Source organism: Thermosynechococcus sp. PKX95 (assembly GCF_031583295.1).
In the GTDB taxonomy this organism is placed as follows: Bacteria; Cyanobacteriota; Cyanobacteriia; order Thermosynechococcales; family Thermosynechococcaceae; genus Thermosynechococcus.
Window position 1 is genome coordinate 1210220 of the sequence record NZ_CP134171.1, and the last position, 17420, is coordinate 1227639.

The 17420-nt window shown below is 50.7% G+C and carries 20 protein-coding genes; 11 read left to right on the forward strand and 9 right to left on the reverse strand.

The genetic code is table 11. From position 1 onward, the window contains the following. Positions 1-40 precede the first annotated feature (40 nt). Positions 41-559 carry a pentapeptide repeat-containing protein gene (locus RHH81_RS05705; protein ID WP_206201450.1) on the forward strand — a complete coding sequence of 173 codons (519 nt, stop codon included), beginning with the start codon at positions 41-43 and terminating at the stop codon, positions 557-559. Here RHH81_RS05705 and msrA read toward each other — a convergent pair. The 5 genes from msrA to RHH81_RS05730 all read right to left on the reverse strand — a co-directional run bounded on the left by msrA (position 556) and on the right by RHH81_RS05730 (position 4880). Further along, the gene (gene msrA, locus RHH81_RS05710; RefSeq protein WP_149817567.1) at positions 556-1215 is read right to left on the reverse strand and encodes a peptide-methionine (S)-S-oxide reductase MsrA; all 660 of its coding nucleotides are present in this window, start codon (positions 1213-1215) and stop codon (positions 556-558) included. The two genes, RHH81_RS05705 and msrA, sit on opposite strands and share 4 nt — an antisense overlap. Before the next feature lie 80 nt (positions 1216-1295). Next, positions 1296-1865 (reverse strand): DUF4340 domain-containing protein, encoded by a 570-nt coding sequence (locus RHH81_RS05715; RefSeq protein WP_302679076.1) that lies wholly within the window; start codon positions 1863-1865, stop codon positions 1296-1298. 37 nt (positions 1866-1902) lie between these two features. Then, on the reverse strand, positions 1903-3873 hold the full coding sequence (acs, locus tag RHH81_RS05720; RefSeq protein ID WP_310438401.1) for an acetate--CoA ligase: 1971 nt from the start codon (positions 3871-3873) through the stop codon (positions 1903-1905). Positions 3874-3940: 67 nt separating this feature from the next. Then, the gene (locus RHH81_RS05725; protein WP_310438400.1) at positions 3941-4420 is read right to left on the reverse strand and encodes a DUF2214 family protein; all 480 of its coding nucleotides are present in this window, start codon (positions 4418-4420) and stop codon (positions 3941-3943) included. A gap of 106 nt (positions 4421-4526) precedes the next feature. Continuing rightward, the gene (locus RHH81_RS05730) at positions 4527-4880 is read right to left on the reverse strand and encodes a hypothetical protein (protein WP_302676502.1); all 354 of its coding nucleotides are present in this window, start codon (positions 4878-4880) and stop codon (positions 4527-4529) included. A 187-nt stretch (positions 4881-5067) separates the two neighbouring features. On the opposite strand from RHH81_RS05730, the gene RHH81_RS05735 reads away from it, so the two are divergent. After that, entirely contained in the window at positions 5068-6420 is a 1353-nt protein-coding gene (locus RHH81_RS05735; RefSeq protein WP_149817559.1) for an AAA-associated domain-containing protein, read from the forward strand. 10 nt (positions 6421-6430) lie between these two features. Here RHH81_RS05735 and RHH81_RS05740 read toward each other — a convergent pair whose 3' ends face one another. Next, on the reverse strand, positions 6431-6775 hold the full coding sequence (locus RHH81_RS05740; protein ID WP_225901670.1) for a carboxymuconolactone decarboxylase family protein: 345 nt from the start codon (positions 6773-6775) through the stop codon (positions 6431-6433). Between the two features lie 322 nt (positions 6776-7097). Between RHH81_RS05740 and RHH81_RS05745 the strand changes: the two genes are divergently transcribed. Beyond that, positions 7098-7553 (forward strand): hypothetical protein, encoded by a 456-nt coding sequence (locus tag RHH81_RS05745; RefSeq protein WP_206201455.1) that lies wholly within the window; start codon positions 7098-7100, stop codon positions 7551-7553. A 29-nt stretch (positions 7554-7582) separates the two neighbouring features. On the opposite strand, the gene RHH81_RS05750 is transcribed toward RHH81_RS05745, so the two are convergent. After that, entirely contained in the window at positions 7583-7780 is a 198-nt protein-coding gene (locus tag RHH81_RS05750; protein WP_206201456.1) for a DUF2949 domain-containing protein, read from the reverse strand. A gap of 319 nt (positions 7781-8099) precedes the next feature. On the opposite strand from RHH81_RS05750, the gene RHH81_RS05755 reads away from it, so the two are divergent. Together RHH81_RS05755 and RHH81_RS05760 are read left to right on the forward strand one after the other, a co-directional pair. Beyond that, positions 8100-8933, forward strand: coding sequence for a fatty acid desaturase (locus RHH81_RS05755; protein WP_206201629.1), 834 nt, complete (start codon positions 8100-8102; stop codon positions 8931-8933). Positions 8934-8939: 6 nt separating this feature from the next. After that, a complete protein-coding gene (locus RHH81_RS05760) occupies positions 8940-9806 on the forward strand; it encodes an SDR family oxidoreductase (protein ID WP_149817549.1) in 867 nt (288 codons plus the stop codon). 43 nt (positions 9807-9849) lie between these two features. On the opposite strand, the gene ftsZ is transcribed toward RHH81_RS05760, so the two are convergent. Further along, positions 9850-11112: a cell division protein FtsZ gene (gene ftsZ, locus RHH81_RS05765; protein WP_206201457.1), complete on the reverse strand. Its 1263-nt coding sequence runs from the start codon at positions 11110-11112 to the stop codon at positions 9850-9852. 73 nt (positions 11113-11185) lie between these two features. Next, the gene (locus tag RHH81_RS05770) at positions 11186-12031 is read right to left on the reverse strand and encodes a metal ABC transporter permease (RefSeq protein WP_304941103.1); all 846 of its coding nucleotides are present in this window, start codon (positions 12029-12031) and stop codon (positions 11186-11188) included. 22 nt (positions 12032-12053) lie between these two features. Between RHH81_RS05770 and RHH81_RS05775 the strand changes: the two genes are divergently transcribed. The 6 genes from RHH81_RS05775 to RHH81_RS05800 all read left to right on the forward strand — a co-directional run bounded on the left by RHH81_RS05775 (position 12054) and on the right by RHH81_RS05800 (position 17405). Beyond that, entirely contained in the window at positions 12054-12836 is a 783-nt protein-coding gene (locus tag RHH81_RS05775; RefSeq protein WP_315863394.1) for a TIGR00297 family protein, read from the forward strand. Between the two features lie 75 nt (positions 12837-12911). Continuing rightward, positions 12912-13568, forward strand: a complete 657-nt coding sequence (locus RHH81_RS05780; protein WP_310743505.1) for an FkbM family methyltransferase — start codon at positions 12912-12914, stop codon at positions 13566-13568. Continuing rightward, positions 13538-14617, forward strand: coding sequence for a glycosyltransferase family 10 domain-containing protein (locus RHH81_RS05785; protein WP_310743506.1), 1080 nt, complete (start codon positions 13538-13540; stop codon positions 14615-14617). Before RHH81_RS05780 ends, RHH81_RS05785 begins: the two co-directional genes overlap by 31 nt. After that, complete coding sequence (locus RHH81_RS05790; RefSeq protein WP_225901671.1) at positions 14614-15498, forward strand: alpha-1,2-fucosyltransferase; 885 nt, start codon at positions 14614-14616, stop codon at positions 15496-15498. Before RHH81_RS05785 ends, RHH81_RS05790 begins: the two co-directional genes overlap by 4 nt. Before the next feature lie 19 nt (positions 15499-15517). Further along, the gene (locus RHH81_RS05795; protein ID WP_206201461.1) at positions 15518-16408 is read left to right on the forward strand and encodes a glycosyltransferase; all 891 of its coding nucleotides are present in this window, start codon (positions 15518-15520) and stop codon (positions 16406-16408) included. 34 nt (positions 16409-16442) lie between these two features. Then, a complete protein-coding gene (locus tag RHH81_RS05800; RefSeq protein WP_206201462.1) occupies positions 16443-17405 on the forward strand; it encodes a glycosyltransferase family 2 protein in 963 nt (320 codons plus the stop codon). Positions 17406-17420: the final 15 nt, after the last annotated feature.

The following is a 17420-nucleotide window of genomic DNA, read 5'->3' on the forward strand; positions in this document are numbered from 1 at the left end:
GGATGTGGATGTGAACCAGCAAGCATTCATCGCAACAGCAATGATTAGTGCAGCGCTTACCAGCGGTGCTGCTTTTGCCATGCCCTCCCCCATGCAGCAACTGGTGCAAACCAATGCTTGTCCCGGCTGTGATCTGCGGAATGTCGATTTACGGGGCTATAACTTAGCAGGGGCAAATTTGCGCGGCGCCAATCTTCAGGGCGCCAACCTCCAGGATACTAACCTCATGGTGGCCAATTTGGTCGGGGCAAATCTGAGTAATGCCAACCTCACCGCCGCTTATTTAGAACGAACTAACCTAGAACAGGCCAATCTCAGTGGTGCTAACCTGAGCCGTGCGATTTTGCGCCATAGTCGTGCCCGCCGTGCCAATTTCAACAACAGCAACTTAACGGGAGCCGATGTCCGCTATGGGGATTTTCGCCGCGCCAATCTCAACGGTGCCACTTTTGAGCAAGCCAATATGCAGTGGGCACGGTTAAACAATGCCACTGTCAGTCAGACCAACTTTAGCGATGCTTACCGTCCCCGTATGCCCTATCGCCTCAATCTCCACTAGGCGCTAGGGGTAGCGCTCATCAGTTCGTAGGGCACCTTTGTGCCCCCAAGGCCGCAGTAGCCATTGACATTGCGATGGAGATATTGCTGGTGGTAGGGTTCGGCAAAGTAAAATTCGGGCGCTGGTAGAATTTCAGTGGTGATCGTGCCATAACCGGCGGCTTTTAGGGCTGCTTGGTAGCGATCGCGACTGGCCTCGGCAAGGGCTTTTTGCTCAGGGGAATAGTAGTAAATACCGGAGCGATACTGCGTCCCCACATCGTTGCCTTGGCGCATACCTTGGGTGGGGTCATGGTTTTCCCAAAAGACCTTGAGCAATTCCTCATAGGTCACCTTCTGGGGGTCAAAGACCACGCGCACCACCTCGTTGTGACCTGTCATGCCCGTACACACCTCTTCATAGGTGGGATTGGGGGTATAGCCGCCAGCATAGCCCACAGCGGTGACATAGACCCCCGGCACCTGCCAAAACTTGCGCTCAGCCCCCCAAAAACAGCCCATACCAAACATGGCTAACTCCATGCCTTCGGGATAGGGAGGGGTGAGGGGATGACCATTCACAAGATGAGCCTCTGGCACGGGCATGGGTTCTGCTCGGCCGGGTAGAGCGGCACTGGGGCTAGGCATTGTCAACTTTTTGAATCCGAAGAATCCCATGGCTGATGTTCACTCGATAGTTCACTACGCTTTTATATTCTGACGAGCTTTTGGGGAGTCGTGCCAGAAGTCACAGCGTTCTAGTTTGCTGCTTGCTGACGCTCCCATTCCTGTAGGGGGCGCTGGAGGGCATTTTTAAGATCAAGGGGCACGAGGGTCACCGTCATTTTTTCGCGCGGTTCCGCTGGCGGGTCAATTTCCGCGTAGAGCTTGAGGCCGTCAAAGGTGGTGTCTCCCAAGTGTAAACGGTGCTGCTGGCCATCTTTAAGGGTGATATCCACAGTGGCCATGGGGGGAGCAAGGCCATAATCCCCGGCACGTTCAGTAGGTACATCGAGAGAGCGATCGCGCTGACCCGTGGCCAATAAGTTTAATAAAAAGACAACCGTGCCCTCTTCTGCGGGGGTTTGCTTTGCCCGATCAATTACCCAGTTACCTGTAGCCAACTTTTTCAGGTTGAGGCTGTAATCAGGGGCAATAATTTTCAAGGCCACCACATCCCCTTCTTGAAAGCCAAAAAGAGGTTTTTTGGCCGCTGTATCATTGCTATTGGGAGTCGGTAACTGTTTCTCAAAGAGATAGAGACCGCCACCCAAAATGGCCGCCGTTGTTAAAAGAACGAGTGTTTTTGTGCGGATGCCACTTGCCATAGCCTATCAATTATAGACTCATTGATAGGGGAGACTCTCAAGCCCCCTGGCGCAACTTATCCAGCACTGACCGATCTTCCAATGTTGAAGTATCCCCAGATACCTCTTGGCCAGCTGCAAGGGAACGCAGGAGCCGCCGCATGATTTTGCCCGATCGCGTTTTGGGCAGGGCATCGGTAAAGCGAATCTCCGCCGGCCGTGCCAAGGCACCAATTTCATTGACAACGTGCTGCTTTAATTCCTGTTGGAGGGCATCGCTGGGGGTAGCCGACCCGTCAAGAATCACAAAGGCAACAATCTCTTCTCCCTTGACCTCGTCGGGTTTACCAACAACGGCTGCTTCAGCAACAGCAGGGTGAGAGACCAATGCCGATTCAATTTCCATCGTGCCCAAGCGGTGACCGGAGACATTGATCACATCGTCAACCCGTCCCATCACCCAAAAGTAGCCATCTTCATCCTTGCGGGCACCATCGCCAGCAAAGTAAACGTATTGGCCATCGCGAGGGGGAATGTGTTCCCAATAGGTGCGGCGGAAGCGATCGGGATCTCCGTACACGGTTCGCATCATTCCTGGCCAAGGGTGACGAATGACCAGATACCCACCCTCATTGACCCCCACGGGGTTGCCTTCCCGATCCACCACATCGGCAAGAATCCCCGGAAAGGGCTTGGTGGCAGAACCGGGTTTCATGGGAATTGCCCCCGGTAGCGGTGTAATCATGTGCCCCCCAGTTTCTGTCTGCCACCATGTATCGACAATGGGGCAGCGTTCACCGCCAATGACCCGGTAGTACCACATCCATGCTTCGGGGTTAATCGGTTCACCCACGGTTCCCAAGAGGCGCAAAGAAGAGAGGTTCCGTGCGCGGGGCAAGTGTTCGCCCATTTTAATGAAGGCACGAATAGCCGTGGGAGCTGTGTAGAAAATAGTCACCCCATACTTCTCAATCACATCCCAGAAGCAACCGGGATTGGAGGCGCGGGGTGCCCCTTCATACATGAGGGTGGTTGCCCCATTGGACAGCGGCCCATAGACAATGTAGCTGTGACCCGTAATCCAGCCAACATCAGCGGTACACCAATAGACATCGGTATCTTGGAGGTCAAAGACCCATTGAGTGGTGATGTGGGTGTAGAGGTTGTAACCCGCTGTGGTGTGGACAACGCCTTTGGGTTTGCCGGTGGAGCCAGAGGTGTAGAGAATAAAGAGTAAATCTTCGCTGTCCATGGGTTCGGCAGGACAGTCAGCGCTGACCCCCTTTTGCAGATCATGCCACCAGTGATCGCGACCGGGCACCATGGTCACTGGCTGCTGCGTGCGCTGCACCACCAAGACATGTTCAACGCTGGGAACTGCCTGATTGGCTAGGGCTTTATCCACTTGATCCTTGAGGGGCACAATGGCATCTTTGCGCCAGCCACCGTCAGCCGTAACCACCAGCTTGGCTTGGGCATCAATGAGGCGATCGCGCAAAGCTTCGGCACTAAACCCCCCAAAGACCACTGAGTGGGGGGCGCCGATCCGCGCACAGGCCAACATGGCAATGGCTGCCTCTGGAATCATCGGCATATAGATACCGACGCGATCGCCCTTTTTCACCCCCAGTTGCTTGAGGACATTGGCAAATTGGCAGACTTCGCGGTGCAGTTGGGCATAGGTGAGGGTGCGGCTATCACCAGGTTCTCCTTCCCAGATCAAGGCTGCTTTATTCTTGCGCCAAGTCTTGAGGTGGCGATCCAAGCAGTTGTAGGTGATGTTGATTTTGCCATTGACAAACCACTTGGCATTGGGGGGCTGCCAATCCAGCACCTGATCCCAAGGTTGAAACCACTCTAATTCCTGTTGTGCCAATTCGCCCCAAAAGGCAGCGGGATCGGCTTTGGCCTTTTCGTAGAGGGCATTGTAGGCCTCAAGGGAATTGATCCGCGCCTTGGCCACAAAATCAGCGGGGGGATAAAAAAGGCGGTTTTCCTGAAGAATGGATTCAATCGTGGGATGACTCATCCGTTTTATCCGTGGCAGCAAGATCTATCATAGGGGCGATCGCTCCCCTACTGAAGATGACCCCTGCTTATCCCCGTTGAATCCAATCCAAACCAATCCCCCGCGCCATCATCGCTGCTAAAAAGGGAATGGCACTGAGAAAGGCCAGTTCAGCCCGAATCACCCAAGTCAAACGCTGCACCGTTGGTAACTCGAGGGTGGGAGCCTTCTCTTCCCGCAGCGGTTTAATCCACAGTAGAAAAGAGATCGTTGGATACAGCGACAATAGCCCCACCAAAATAAATAAGCCCACCTTGAGGTGAAAGATGGGGTTGGCCAAATAATATTCAGTGCCTTTGCCAAAATAGAGAACCCGCAAAATGCCCGTGACAAGAACAGTCACCGCAGCAATGCCATAGAGGGCATCCGTAATCACTAATCGCCAAGCCTGTTTAAGGTCTATATCCTTGCGCAGGGTGAGGTGCTCCACCACAAGGGCAGCAAAAGCCACCATAAAGCTGAGGTAGTGCAGATAGGCGATCGCGGCACTGCTCCAAAGGGTGTTCATCCGATAGCGTTCCTTGGCGAGTGAGAGACTTTGCAAAAAGGGCTGTATTGATCCTAGGGGGCAGCCTTGGGATGCGCAAGTGCCAACCCCCACAAGTTTTTAGGCTTTAGCCACGGCGTAGATCTTTGGCCATGGAGCGAAAGCGGTCTAAGCTGGGATCACTGCGACGGCGTTCCTGTTCTTCCACTGGGGGCGTTACCACATCACTGACACTGGGTTCGGGTTTACCTTTGTTTTCTGCCTCTGGATTTACCCTTTCGATGGCGGAGACCAACTCCACCACTTCTACCTCTTCTTTGGCACCGCCGGTTGCAGGGAACGTTTTTTTCACGACCTTGGCGGTACGCATGTACTCAATGTTGCCGTAGGTCTTGGCTGCATCGGGATCGAGAAAAAAGTCTTTGCTGGGTTGGGCGTCAGCTTGCTTGCCCCGACGGAAAAGGCCATCAAAGAGTCCCATAGCGGAATTGTTACCTTTTGTGAAGAAACCGCTGATCAGTTTACAATAAAACCCCAAGGGGGGCTATCCAAAATTCCGCAAATGAGGGGCGATCGCCAACCCTAGTAGCAATTTTTGTCCCCTAGGTTTTCCAAGACCTGAATCCTCATGGTAGGTTAACGGTGGAAATGCCACAGGATGCAGGACCATGCACGCCAAAACCAAAGGGGAATCGCTCGTCCGCTTACTGGATGTGGGTAAGGCCTACCGTCAGCCCAACGGTCAGGTCATTAGCATTATGGAAAATATTAACCTTGAATTGCGCACGGGGGAAATTGTTGCCCTCCTAGGGCCATCGGGATCCGGTAAGTCAACCCTGATGCGCATTATTACGGGTTTGGTTGCGCCTACGTCTGGGCAGGTCTTGTACCGCGAGCAGCCAATGCAGGGCCTGAATCCGGGGGCTGCGATTGTCTTTCAAAGTTCGGCGCTCTATCCGTGGCTAACGGTTTTAGAAAATGTGGAATTGGGGCTAAAGGCTCTAGGAGAAGGCCCGCGATCGCGCCGCCGCAAGGCACTGCGGATGATTGACATTATTGGCTTGGATGGCTTTGAAAACGCCTACCCCAAGGAACTGTCGGGGGGAATGCGGCAGCGGGTGGGATTTGCCCGTGCTTTGGCGGTGGAGCCGGAACTCCTGTGTATGGATGAGCCATTTTCCGCCTTGGATGTGCTGACAGCAGAGAACCTGCGCTTTGAACTTCTCGATCTGTGGCTAGAGCATAAAATTCCTACCCAGAGTATTTTGATTGTCACCCACCACATTGAAGAAGCGGTCATTCTCGCCGATCGCATTATTGTTTTGGGGAGCAACCCCGGTCGCGTCCGCGCTGACTTTCCAGTGACATTGCCCCACTATCGCGATCGCAAGAACCCTGAGTTTCAAGCCACCGTGGATCGCATCTATAAAATTCTCACCAATCCCCATGTGGATGAATTGGAGCAACTGGAACCCAAGCCAGCTACCCTGCCCACGAGTCAAGAACCGCGTTATCCGCTGCTCCCCCATGTGCGCATTGGCTCGATCGCCGGTCTATTGGAACTCTTAGAACACCGCAAAGAAGACCTCTACCGCATTGCCCAAGAGCTGCAACTGGAGCTAGATGATATTCTGCCCATTGTCGAAGCCGCCCAGATGATGGAACTGGTGGAACTCAAGGAGGGAGACATCAGCGTGACCCCGATTGGCAATGCCTTTATTCAGGGGGACATTGACCAGCGCAAGCTGATTATTCGCCAACAACTCCTCAAGCATATTCGCCTTGTGCAGCAAATCCACACTTTCCTAATGGCCAAGCAAAACCACCGCATTCCCGAAAGTTTGGTGCTGGATATTTTAGAGCGGCACTTTACGCCGCAGGAGGCCGATCGCCAGCTCAATACCGCCATTGACTGGGGACGCTACGCCGAACTCTTTAGCTACGACGAACCGGCCAAAGAAATTTTCCTTGAAGTCAGTGAACCCGAGGAGCCATTGCCCCTTGAAACGACAGCAGTCTGAGGGGAATGTCCTAATGGGTCTGCGCTTGGGTAAACTCCTCTAGCGCCTCCATCACATGGGTGGCATACATCAAGGCAGGGCCGCCATCCATGGCTACAGTCAGCATGAGGGTTTCCATGATTTCTTCAGGGGTTGCGCCTGCATGCAAAGCAGCACGGGTGTGGAAGGCAATGCAGCCGTCACAGTGTTTGGCAACCCCAATAGCTAGGGCAATCAACTCTTTGGTTTTGGTATCAAGAGCACCGGGGGTTGACGAGGCCCGACTCAAGCTATAAAAGGCCTTCATGGCATCGGGCATCGCTGCCGTTAGCTTTGCCGTGTAGGATTTGATGTGGTTAATTTGCTCGGTGTACATCGCTGTTCTCAAACAATCGTGTTACGCCTATCATCGCCGCTGAAGGAGGCTACCCGCCCGAAACTTCAACGTTTTTTCTTCTTCATTGGTCTATTGGCAACTCCGCTTCGCTACATTACCGCGCCTTAACCCCCACCTGTGACGCGAGGATGGGGGAGTGCAGGCTAAACATGTTCGACGGTCACCGCCCTTGGTGATGAGCATCATCGGTTGCGGGTGAGAAACGCCACGGATGTTCTTAGTCAGCCCCCCTAGGATAAGAGTATTCACCCCATAGGGGCTAGACAAAACTGTTCTCTCCATTCACACAAAGGACACCCAAATGCTGAATCAAAAAGGTTTACTCCTCGCCTGCCTCGCCGTTGCCCTCAGCCCCGCGGTGAGCCGTGCTGTACCTCTAGCTGCCACCCAGACCGTGCAATTGCAACCCCCAAGTAATGTACGGGTGCGCCCTACGATTATCGGCAAGATCAATAAATCTCCTTCTATCTCCTGCAATGAGATTGTGATTAATGCCACACTGCATCCTCCCGGCGGCTTTCCAGTGGGGGGTGCCACCGCTACTTTGTCCCCTGCTGGTAGTCATGGTTGCAGTTACAAAATTACCGTTCCGCCCGAGCTACTCGGTAAGAAGGTTCATCTCTGGGGAACGTTCAAGAGTCCCTCACCCCTGTTGTCAATTCAACCCGTGGGCTGGCAAAGTCCCATTTCTCTGCCTCAGCAATTAGGGATTTCCCAGAGCTATGACTTTGTTGCTAAGGACACCGTGATTCATTAAGCCTAAATAAAGGAATTCTGAGAGCGCCACTAGGAGTGACTGGTTTCTAGCCAGTCAAAGATGCGGTCAAGCTGCTCAAGGCTCACCAAGCCATACTGCCAGAGAACAACGGGCAACAGATTCACCTGCTCATCGCAGTGCTTGAGGCCGAAGTCAATGGCAGCGGTGGACAGTGCCATCTCCCGCTGTAGGAAGTCAATGAGTCGTGTCCAACGTGGCGTTTTCATGATTCCTATAACTACCACACCTTACCCTCTATCCTAGGGATTAATCTGAGAAAATGCAACATTTCGTTACAAAACCACAGAAAGTGAAATAATCAGCCTGCTATTTGGTATGATGCCTGCTATTTTCGGGGACACTCTCCCCAGAGACTTCCCCCACCAGAGGGAATTTATAGGGGGGATTGCCGAATCATTGGTCTTGGGAAAAACGCTCTAAGTAAAGATACTCAACCGTAGCTCGTTATACTAAAGTCTGATGGGTGTTGTTCAAGCTCAGCCTAGAGAGAACAGCAGCCGAATCAGTTGTTTTACGGATGTGTTCATGACCCAAGCCACCGTTGCCAAACCCCCCATTGCCTGGCCTACGGCGACCTTTATTATTTTTGTGCACCTCGGTGCTCTTCTTGCGTTTTTACCCGGCATGTTTAGTTGGAAGGCAGTCCTGCTGGCGCTTGTACTTCACTGGTTGACTGCTGGCATTGGTATTACCCTTGGTTGGCACCGCCTCGTTACCCATCGCAGCTTCCAAGTGCCCAAGTGGTTAGAGTATTTCTTGGTCTTTTGCGGCACACTCTCAATGCAAGGGGGGCCGATTTGGTGGGTTGGGCTGCACCGCCATCACCATCTGTACTCCGATCAACCCAATGATCACCACGATTCCCGTAAGGGCTTTTGGTGGAGCCATATTGAATGGATGTTTCGTGAGGTGCCAGCGGAGGCAGAGATTCCCCGTTTCACCAAAGATATTGCGGATGATCCGGTGTATCAGTTTCTTGACAAGTACTTTCTACCAATTCAGGTGGTCTTGGCCATTGTTCTTTACCTCTGGGGCGGTTGGCCATTTGTGGTTTGGGGAATTTTTGTACGTCTTGTAACGGTCTATCACACCACTTGGCTGGTGAATAGTGCCACCCATGCCTTTGGCTATCGCACGTTTGAAACCACGGATCACTCAACGAATTGCTGGTGGGTCGCCCTGTTAACCTTTGGCGAGGGTTGGCATAACAATCACCATGCTTATCAATATTCGGCACGCCATGGGTTGCAGTGGTGGGAACTGGATCTGACGTGGCTCACCATTCGCTTGTTGCAATTGCTGGGTTTGGCTACGAAGGTGCGTTTGGTAGAAGCACCAGCAGCCTCTTCCCAAGAATAGAGCGCAATGCGGGTTCTCATTCTCGGTTGCGGTTATACGGGAACGTGGTTGGCGCGATCGCTCCAAGCCCAAGGCATTGATGTGGTCATTACCAACCGTCGGGGAGAGCCGCCGCCAGAACTCAGCACTGTTCCTTGTTTTCCCTTTACATGGGAGCAGCAGGGGGAGCCAGTCCCCTTAGCACCAGCCGCCCTTGAAGGGGTAACCCACATCCTCAATAGTATTCCTCCCGATCGCCAAGGGGAGGATGCGGTTGCGTTGGCACTGTTGCCGCAGTTAGAGAAACTGAATCTGCACTGGTTTGGCTACCTTTCGACAACGGGGGTCTATGGCGATCGCCAAGGGGGCTGGGTAGATGAAACCACACCCGTCAATCCCCAAAATTTGCGTTCACAACACCGCGTCAGCATTGAGCAAACCTTTCTCAACTCCAATCTGCCCACCCATATCTTTCGACTCCCCGGCATCTATGGCCCCGGAGAAGGACGCAATCCCATTGCTCGTATTCTCAAGGGTGATGTGCAACTCATTGATAAACCGGGGCACTACTTCTGCCGTATTCATGTGGTCGATATTGTCCAAACCCTTGAGCGATCGCTGGCACAACCCACGCCGCAGGAAATCTATAACCTCAGTGATGATCAACCCTCAGAGTCGCTCCCTGTTCTACTCGAGGCCTATCGTCTTTTGGGTCGCCCAGCCCCACCAGCCATCCCGTTAGAGGCAGCCAATCTGAGTCCAATGGCCCAGTCCTTTTGGCGCGAATCCCGCCGAGTCCGCAATGACAAAATCAAGCGGGTTTTAGGCGTTCAGCTCCGCTATCCTTCCTACCGCGAGGGGTTACTAGCGATCGCCCGCGAATTAGGTCTTTGAGACGGCCTGCCATCCCCTGTGAGAAATAGGCACCTTATAATACCTAAGGATTCGGTCGCCGTCGCTGGAGAAACTCAGGAATGTCTAACTTCGGCTTGGCTTCAACCTCTGGTTGTGGTGCGGGGGCTTCCGGGGGAGGCGATGCCGTCGTTAGGGGGCGGTTCGTTAGGGGTGTCGTTTTGGTTGTGGCACGGGTGCGGCTAATGGGTTCACCACTAAAGCCAGTGGCAATAACGGTGACTTGAACTTCCCCTTGCATTTGGGGATCAATCACCGCACCGAAAATGATATTGGCGTTAGCATCGGCCACATTGTAGATCACCTCGGCAGCGGCATTGACCTCATGGAGGGTGAGATCTGTGCCCCCCGTAATATTGAAGACAACGCCCTTGGCACCCTCAATCGACCCCTCCAGTAGGGGCGAAGAAATTGCACTGACGGCAGCTTCCGTAGCTCGTGACTTGCCAGAGGCAATACCAATACCCATCATGGCAGAACCGGCATCAGCCATCACCGAACGAATATCGGCGAAATCAACGTTAATCAGCCCCGGCAGGTTAATAATGTCGGAAATCCCTTGAACCCCTTGGCGCAGGACATCATCGGCCACTCGAAACGCATCCTGAACCGATGTTTGCTCCGAAATCACTGAGAGAATCTTGTCATTGGGGATCACGATGAGGGTGTCAACACGACTTTGCAGGGCTTCGATTCCTTCATCCGCTTGGCTCGCTCGACGACGACCCTCAAAGGTAAAGGGACGGGTGACGACTGCAACAGTTAGGGCGCCCTGTTCCTTAGCCACTTCAGCCACAATTGGGGCAGCGCCAGTGCCGGTACCACCCCCCATGCCGCAGGTAATGAAAATCAAATCGGCATCCTTGAGTGCCGCAGCAAGGTCTTCGCGGGATTCTTCAGCCGCTTTTTGACCAATGGCGGGGTTGCCACCGGCGCCGAGACCACGGGTGAGTTTCTGGCCAATTTGCAGGCAGCGGTGGGCCTGGGATTGGGCGATCGCCTGCGCATCAGTATTGACGCACCAAAATTCAACACCCGCCACATTACTGGCAATCATGCGGTTGACTGCGTTGCCACCGCCCCCACCGACACCAATCACTTTGATGCGCGCTGCTGAAGTTTCCACCAAGCTGTCATAACTCCTTAACACATCGGTTGGTGCGCCATGGCCATTGTCGCCAGATGCAATGCCTACCTCTCCCGAAACAAAGGAGGCGGGGACTTCAGAGGGAACAGGTTCCGTAGGCCACTGTTGATCTGACTCCATAACGCAACTGTCTTCACCCATGATAAATATGGGGCAACTATATCATGAACTCTAGCAAAGGCATCGGCAACACCCCACAAAATAATCCTTAAACCTAACTCAGGGGAGAGCGGGCTTTGGCCAACAGACCGTGCTTGGGGGCAAAAATCATCGCCAGCAAAAAAATCACTGTTTGCAGGACAACAATACAGCCACCTGTTGACGCATCGAGATAGTAACTGAGGTAGGTTCCCAATAAACTGCCAAGGCCACCCACCGCCAAGGCAATGAGTACCATGATGCCAAAGCGATCGCTCAGCAAATAGGCCGTTGCCCCCGGTGTAATTAGCATCGCCACGACGAGAATAATGCCCACGGTTTGCAGGGCAGCCACGGTGGTGAGGGACAGCAGCGCCAGCAGGAGATAGTAGAGCAGGGTTGTATTTAAGCCAATGGTGCGGGCATGGGTCGGGTCAAAGCAAAAGAGAATCAAATCCCGATGCAGTAGGGCGATCGTGATCAGTGTCATGAGGCTCACAATCACTGTTTGCCAGAGGTCGCGATCGCTAATCCCCAAGACATTCCCAAAGAGAATATGCATCAGGTCAACACTACTGGCGGTCTTCGAGAGCAGCACTAACCCCAAGGCAAAAAAGCCCGTAAACACCAAGCCAATGACTGTATCCTCCTTCACCCGTGTCTGCTGTTGAATAAAGCCAATGAGGGTCACGGCCATCAGACCAAAGACAAAAGCCCCCAAAGCAAAGGGCAGCCCCAGCCAGTAGGCCAAGACCACACCGGGCAAGACCGCATGGGACACCGCATCCCCCATCAAGGCCCAGCCCTTTAGGGTTAAAAAACAGGACAATACCGCACACACACAACCCACAAGGGTGCTTACCCCCAGCGCCTTAACCATAAATGCATGTTGCAGTGGCTCCAATAGCCAAGTGATCATCATTTGTCCTCTATGCCTGAAAAGTATGATAAGGTGCTGCCAGTACAGTCGGAGTGCGGTTCTCGTGGATGGCATCCTTTTGCTGAACCCTTGGTGGATAGGTATTTTGCTCAATACCGTCCTTGGGGCGATCGCCCTCCTTACACGGCAAAAATTACTCACCCTAGCAGGTCTCTTCCATGCGTGGCTCCTCGGCGTGCTGATTTGGGGCACCTTAGGCTGGCAGGGCTATCTGATTGTCATGGTCTATTTCCTTGTCGGTTCAGCCGTCACCCGCATTGGCATGGCCGAAAAAGAGGCCGCAGGCATTGCTGAAAAACGCGCCGGGGCGCGCGGCCCAGAGAATGTCTGGGGATCAGCCTTTACAGGCACCCTCTGTGCACTCCTTGCTCTCCTGCTACCCCAATGGCGGGAGTTATTTTTGGTGGGGTTTGTGGCCAGTTTTAGCACCAAGCTCTCAGATACCTGTGCTAGTGAAGTGGGCAAAGCCTATGGTCAGCGCACCTTTCTCATTACCACATTGCAACCGGTGCCCCGAGGGACAGAGGGAGCGGTGAGTTTAGAGGGAACACTGGCCGGTCTAATTGGTGCCACCGTGATTGCTGTGCTAGGCTGGAGTGTGGGCTTGATGGGGGCGATCGCCCTCCCCATTTGTATCCTTGCTGCTTTCCTAGCCAACCTTGTGGAGAGTCTCGTGGGAGCCACCCTTCAGGAACGCTACACTTGGCTGAGCAATGAAATCGTTAACGGCATCAACACAACGGTGGGGGCTTTGGTGGCAATGGTAGCCGTTTTTATCGCTTCGTAAGCGTTGTAAGCGGGCTGTTAGTGACCTAGGGATTTACCTCGTTTGATTTATTGACATTTATCAAATTTTTCAGGTATGAACAAAGTTTTAGACTGGCTTGACTCATTGCTAATTCAAAACTCATTTCAAAGAGAGGTTCGTCGCTGGTTTCGAGATAAAGGCGATAGTACCTTGCGGCTTGATTATCCACTTGATGCAGAGAGCATTGTCCTAGATGTGGGGGGATATAAAGGAGACTTTACTGCTCTCATTCATGAGAAATTCAATTGTCGAGTATTTGTTTTTGAACCGGTTTCAGTCTTCTATCATATTTGTAAGAAACGGTTTACTGGTAATGCAAAGATTATTGCCCTGAATTATGGACTGTCTGACGCCGATGAAATTTCTCAAATTCACATAGCTGAGGACTCGTCAAGTTTTTATAAAAGAAATTCAAAAACATCAGAGGAAATAGCCCAACTACGAAACTGTGCTACTGTTTTCAAGGAGCTTGGTATCGAAAAAGTAGATTTGATGAAAATTAACATTGAAGGAGGAGAGTATAATTTAGTGAAAAAGCTCATCAATTCTGATTTAATAGAAAAGATAAAATATCTTCAGATTCAGTTTCATAATTTTGTTGAGAACGCAGAGGAAAAGCGTCAGAATTTACGCTCTCAGCTAACAAGAACTCATATTGAAATGTGGAATTATGAATTTGTTTGGGAAAGCTGGCGCTTAAAGAGCATTTGAGTTTTAACCTAGAAAATCATGCAATGACAAAGCAAAGATTAACTGGTCTTTTTGTCTATCCTGATATTCCCACAGCCGTATTTTTTGATCCGAATGGATCTCCAGACGGGCTAACACAGCCTTGGGTTGCCCTGCGGGAGGGGTTTCGTGCTCAGGGCGTTGAACTTGTTGGCCTTGATGAATGCTGTCATGACCCCGATTTTGAACTCCATCTTAATGTTCAAGCTCCCCGCTCTAAGTCTCCAAAGTTTGTAATTCTCGCTGAACATCCCTTGATCTATCCAGCCAATGGGCAGCGGTTCTTATTGCGTCGCTATCAAAGTGTGTTTACTTGGAACCCTGACCTAGCTATCAAGCAGGCTCAGCAAATTCAACTGCCTCACCCGTTCAAGATAACAGGTGGTGTAGATGGCTATGGGCAACGTCCTCAGTTGATTGTTTTAATCAACAGTAATAAGGCTTTGGCTTGGTGGGCTCCCTCTCAAGATCTCTACCGCGAGCGGGTCAGAGCTATTCGCTGGTTTGAACGTCATGCACCACAGGACTTTGCCCTTTATGGTCACGGTTGGAATCATTCAGCCCAACAGCCCGTGGTAGGAGATATCATTCACGCCTTAGAAAAAAGGTGGATTCACAGACCATTGCCCCCGTTTCCGTCTTGGCGGGGCATTGTGCCCACAAAGAGTGAAGTATTACGACAGTCCCGCTTCTCGATTGTCTATGAGAACGCGATTTTTCGTGGTTACATCACAGAGAAAATTTTTGATGCCTTTTGCGCCGGGAACGTGCCGATCTACTGGGGGGCACCAGACATTACCGACTACATTCCTAAGGCTTGTTTTATTGACCGTAGAGAGTTTTCTTCCTACGACTCTTTATACAACTTTCTCAAGACGATGCCAGAAGAGATCTATAAAGGCTACCAGCAAGCGATTTGGAATTTTCTGCACTCTCCCCAAGCACAGCGGTTTTCTATTGCTCACTTTGTGCAGACCATTGTTCACGGCATTTTGGATCAAGTCAACGCTAGTCATAAACACTCGGAATGATGATCTTTGTCAATCTTATCGGTGGCCTTGGCAATCAGATGTTCCAGTATGCTGTAGGAAGGGCTTTGTCTATGACTAGGGGAGTGCCCTTGCGTTTAGATATTTCCGATTTTGCAAGTTACCAGCTTCATCAAGGGTTTGAGCTACATCGTGTATTTTGCTGTGAGGCCCCAATTGCTTCTCTTGAAGATTTGAAGTCTGTTTTGGGTTGGTGGGGGGTACCAAAAATCAGGAGAGCGATCGCCAACCTGCAACTTTCAGCACTATGTAAGGGACGACTAATTCTTGAACCTCACTATCACTATTGGGAACAAATTCACTCTATCCCCAGTACTGCCTACCTTCAGGGTTACTGGCAATCAGAAAAATACTTTAGCGAAATTGCTGACGTTCTACGGGAAGATTTCAAGTTTAGGCAACCCTTGTCAGAAATAAATGCTCAATGGGCAGATAAAATTACCCAGTGTCATTCAATTAGTCTCCATATTCGTCGTGGAGATTATGTTTCAAATCCTATGACCCATAAAGTTCACGGCGTCTGTCAGCTTGACTATTACTATCGAGCCATTGAATATATCACGTCACTTATAGATGATCCTGTATTCTTTGTTTTTTCAGACGAAGCTGAATGGGCAAAATCAAACTTAGAGATCTCGCACCCTGTTTACTATGTGGAAAATAATACTGGTCAGGAGAGCTATAATGATATGCGATTAATGAGTCTATGTCGTCATCATATTATTGCCAACAGTACGTTTAGTTGGTGGGGAGCTTGGCTAAATAATAGCCCTGAAAAAATTGTAATTGCTCCTCAAAAATGGTTCGCCACATCTGATAAGGATGATTCGGATTTAATTCCAAAGACTTGGATTAGAATTTGAGATGATTTAGTTATTGTTAATGATGAATATACACAATAGTCCGACTATTTCAGTTATTTTACCAGTTTTTAATTCTGACCAATATATTGAATTAGCTATAAATTCTATTCTTAATCAATCCTTTAATGATTTTGAACTCATTGTTATTGATGATGGTTCTTCAGATAATTCCTTTGAAATTTTATCAAATTATGCAAAACTTGATGCTCGTATTCATTTAATTCGTCGGGATAATCAAGGTTTGATTTATACACTGAATCAAGCAATTGAACTTGCTAAGGGTCAGTATATCGCTAGAATGGATGCAGATGATTTGACTTTACCTAACAGGTTAGAAAGTCAACTTGAATTTCTAGAAAAAAATAAATTACATCTTTGTGGCTCATCTGTTCAGCTCATTGGGGCAGCGATTGGTTCTTGGCACTATCCTCCTTCCCATGAAGGTTGCGAAATTGAATTGTTATTTGGTGTACCTTTTGCCCATCCATCTGTAATGGGTCACTCCAGTGTTTTCAAAGAACTGAGGTACTCCTCTGAGTGGTCACTGGTGGAAGATTATGATCTATGGCAGCGGGCATGGGCGGCAGGGTTCAAGATGGGAAATGTCCCAGAGGTACTTCTCCAATATCGAGTACATCGCAAACAAACCTCCAGCCTTTATCGTTGGCAGCAAGCTCAAAATAGTCAACGGATTCGTTCGCGCCACTGGCAGCAACTCCTAAGTGCCAAGCTAGGAATTTCACCAACTGAGGCTCAAGAAGCAGAGAAAGACTTGTGGAAAACATTCCAACTCCTGCGGCAGTTAAAGCAATGTTATAAAGGAACAGAAGCAGAAAAAATTCTCCACCATGCATTCCCGCGCCTTTGTTCCCACCGTCTCCATAGTTGGGTTTTAGATAGAACAAGCTAGTTGAGTAGCTCAAGACCACATTTCTGGAGTGACCATGTTTTTTAGTGTCGTAATTCCTACCTATAATCGCTTGCCCATTCTAGAAAAGTGTGTTCGCGCGATCGCCCATCAAACGTGGAATCCAGACTTAGGCATTGAGGGCTATGAGGTCATTATTGTTGACGATGGCTCAACAGACAACACCATTGAGTGGCTTGAGGCACATCGTGAAGCGTTTCCCTGTGTCCGCTGGTTTCAACAGGAACATCTGGGTCCTGCGGCTGCCCGTAACTTGGGGCTTCAGGTGGCTCAGGGGGACTGGATTATCTTTATTGATAGTGACTTGGTGGTGACGGAAACGTTTTTAGAAGCCCATGGGAAGTGCTTAACTCAAGAAAAAGAACGTCTTGGCATTGAGGATATTGCTCAGGTTCCTGCTTTTTCCTATGGTCGTGTGATTAATACCTGTAATTTTGAAGAGCCAACCTCAGAACCCTACAAAATCATTGATTTTTCAGCCGCCTATTTTGCAACGGGAAATGTGGCGATCGCCCGCCATTGGTTGGAAAAAGCAGGCCTCTTTGATACCCAGTTTCAACTCTATGGCTGGGAAGATTTAGAACTAGGGGTGCGCCTCAAGAAATTGGGTTTGCGATTGCTGAAGTGCCCCGCAGCCGTTGGCTACCACTGGCATCCCCCCTTTTCCCTCAGTCAAGTGCCCACCCTGATTCAGAAAGAGATTGAAAGGGGACGAATGGGGGTCTTGTTCTATAAAAAGCATCCCATTTGGGAAGTGAAGCTCATGATTCAAATGACGCCCTTTCACTATTTCCTTTGGGCCATCCTATCCCTCGGCGGCATTCTCAATGAAAAAACACTGGCGCCCCTGTTGCAATGGCTGATTAATATCGGTCGCCCTCAAGATGCCTTGGAAGTGGCTCGTATCTTTTTGAACTGGTATAATGTGCGGGCAGTCTACTCAGCCTATCAAGAGCAAACACCGCAGCAGCAGCATTGAGCTTTCGTGGGAGTT

Excerpts from the sequence above, each read along its gene's own strand:
- RHH81_RS05705 (WP_206201450.1), top strand. The coding sequence starts at position 41 with ATGATTAGTGCAGCGCTTACCAGCGGTGCTGCTTTTGCCATGCCCTCC.
- msrA (WP_149817567.1), bottom strand. The coding sequence starts at position 1,215 with ATGGGATTCTTCGGATTCAAAAAGTTGACAATGCCTAGCCCCAGTGCC.
- RHH81_RS05715 (WP_302679076.1), bottom strand. The coding sequence starts at position 1,865 with ATGGCAAGTGGCATCCGCACAAAAACACTCGTTCTTTTAACAACGGCG.
- acs (WP_310438401.1), bottom strand. The coding sequence starts at position 3,873 with ATGAGTCATCCCACGATTGAATCCATTCTTCAGGAAAACCGCCTTTTT.
- RHH81_RS05725 (WP_310438400.1), bottom strand. The coding sequence starts at position 4,420 with ATGAACACCCTTTGGAGCAGTGCCGCGATCGCCTATCTGCACTACCTC.
- RHH81_RS05730 (WP_302676502.1), bottom strand. The coding sequence starts at position 4,880 with ATGGGACTCTTTGATGGCCTTTTCCGTCGGGGCAAGCAAGCTGACGCC.
- RHH81_RS05735 (WP_149817559.1), top strand. The coding sequence starts at position 5,068 with ATGCACGCCAAAACCAAAGGGGAATCGCTCGTCCGCTTACTGGATGTG.
- RHH81_RS05740 (WP_225901670.1), bottom strand. The coding sequence starts at position 6,775 with ATGTACACCGAGCAAATTAACCACATCAAATCCTACACGGCAAAGCTA.
- RHH81_RS05745 (WP_206201455.1), top strand. The coding sequence starts at position 7,098 with ATGCTGAATCAAAAAGGTTTACTCCTCGCCTGCCTCGCCGTTGCCCTC.
- RHH81_RS05750 (WP_206201456.1), bottom strand. The coding sequence starts at position 7,780 with ATGAAAACGCCACGTTGGACACGACTCATTGACTTCCTACAGCGGGAG.
- RHH81_RS05755 (WP_206201629.1), top strand. The coding sequence starts at position 8,100 with ATGACCCAAGCCACCGTTGCCAAACCCCCCATTGCCTGGCCTACGGCG.
- RHH81_RS05760 (WP_149817549.1), top strand. The coding sequence starts at position 8,940 with ATGCGGGTTCTCATTCTCGGTTGCGGTTATACGGGAACGTGGTTGGCG.
- ftsZ (WP_206201457.1), bottom strand. The coding sequence starts at position 11,112 with ATGGGTGAAGACAGTTGCGTTATGGAGTCAGATCAACAGTGGCCTACG.
- RHH81_RS05770 (WP_304941103.1), bottom strand. The coding sequence starts at position 12,031 with ATGATGATCACTTGGCTATTGGAGCCACTGCAACATGCATTTATGGTT.
- RHH81_RS05775 (WP_315863394.1), top strand. The coding sequence starts at position 12,054 with ATGATAAGGTGCTGCCAGTACAGTCGGAGTGCGGTTCTCGTGGATGGC.
- RHH81_RS05780 (WP_310743505.1), top strand. The coding sequence starts at position 12,912 with ATGAACAAAGTTTTAGACTGGCTTGACTCATTGCTAATTCAAAACTCA.
- RHH81_RS05790 (WP_225901671.1), top strand. The coding sequence starts at position 14,614 with ATGATGATCTTTGTCAATCTTATCGGTGGCCTTGGCAATCAGATGTTC.
- RHH81_RS05795 (WP_206201461.1), top strand. The coding sequence starts at position 15,518 with ATGATGAATATACACAATAGTCCGACTATTTCAGTTATTTTACCAGTT.
- RHH81_RS05800 (WP_206201462.1), top strand. The coding sequence starts at position 16,443 with ATGTTTTTTAGTGTCGTAATTCCTACCTATAATCGCTTGCCCATTCTA.